This is a genomic window from Rhodococcus sp. ENV425, assembly GCF_002887785.1.
GTDB lineage: Bacteria > Actinomycetota > Actinomycetes > Mycobacteriales > Mycobacteriaceae > Rhodococcus > Rhodococcus aetherivorans.
Window position 1 is genome coordinate 1 of sequence record NZ_PCZU01000188.1, and the last position, 1216, is coordinate 1216.

Sequence of the window (1216 nt, forward strand, 5' to 3'; positions counted from 1 at the left end):
GGCGGTTTCAGGCGGCCGATGCGACAAGCTCGGTGAACGCTTCGGTTGGCGTGCGCCAGCGTAGCGTCTGCCGGGGGCGGCCGTTGATCTCGTCCTGGACCTGCTGCAGGTCCTCGGGCGTGTACACCGACAGGTCGGTGCCCTTGGGGAAGTACTGCCGGAGCAGACCGTTGGTGTTCTCGTTGGTGCCGCGCTGCCACGGCGAGTGCGGATCGCAGAAGTAGACAGCGACGTCGGTGGCCATGGTGATCTGGGCATGAGCACGCATCTCGTGGCCCTGATCCCAGGTCACCGACCGCTGCATCACCTCCGGCAACGACCGCATCGCGGCGATCATCGCATCGCGGACGCCGGACACGTCGCGGACCTTCGGCAGGTGCAGCAACACCACGTACCGGGTGGTGCGCTCGACCAGGGTGCCGATCGCCGAGCGGTTGCGCGCCCCCATGATCAGATCTCCCTCCCAGTGCCCGGGCACCGCCCGGTCCTCGACCTCGGCGGGCCGCTGGGAGATGAGGATCTTGTCGGGAATATGGCGGGCACTGCTCGGCACTCGCCCCTGCGGCACCCGACGGGTGTGCCGGCGCCGCAGATACTCCGAAAGCTCTTTTCGCAGTTCGCCTTTCAGTTGCACATACACGGCCTGGTAGATGGTTTCGTGGGACACCCGCATCTCCGCTCGGTCGGGGAAGTCGACCACCAGCCTGGCCGAGATCTGCTGCGGGGACCAGCGCAGCTTCAGCTTGGCGACGACATACGCGCGCAACTCGGGTGCGGCCATCAGCTTGGCGACTTTCGGTCGCAGTGCTCGGGTCCAGGCCCGCGCGTGGGCCGACACGGCGCGGTAGCTACCGTCGCGGTTGCTGTTGCGTTCGATCTCCCGGTAGATCACCGACCGGTGCCGGCCCAGGTGCGCGGCGATCGTCTGGACCGACTCGTTGCGGGCGAGTCCGAGGGCGACAAGCTCCCGCTCGCCCAGGGACAACGACCGTCCGCCGTGCTCCCAGTGCGGGGCACGGCGGACGGTGCCGTTGGCCTCGTCCTCCCACCGGTAGCCGGTTTGTCGGCTGACACCGACCGCGGCTGCGGCCTTGGCGATCGACACCTTCGTCATGCGCATGGCGAAGAACCTAGCCTTCTTCGCCTCTCGTGCTGCTCGACCCACTGACATCTCCCCTGGTCAGGGAGCGTGTCGCATGGACCACCTGAGTCAGCC

1 protein-coding gene is annotated in these 1216 nt (G+C 67.6%); it reads right to left on the reverse strand.

The annotated features are described in order from the left end of the window. Positions 1-7: 7 nt before the first annotated feature. Positions 8-1171 (reverse strand): IS30 family transposase, encoded by a 1164-nt coding sequence (locus CQZ88_RS15865; RefSeq protein WP_102800011.1) that lies wholly within the window; start codon positions 1169-1171, stop codon positions 8-10. Positions 1172-1216 lie beyond the last annotated feature (45 nt).

Coding starts and splice junctions, on each gene's coding strand:
- CQZ88_RS15865 (WP_102800011.1), bottom strand. CDS start 1,171: ATGTCAGTGGGTCGAGCAGCACGAGAGGCGAAGAAGGCTAGGTTCTTC.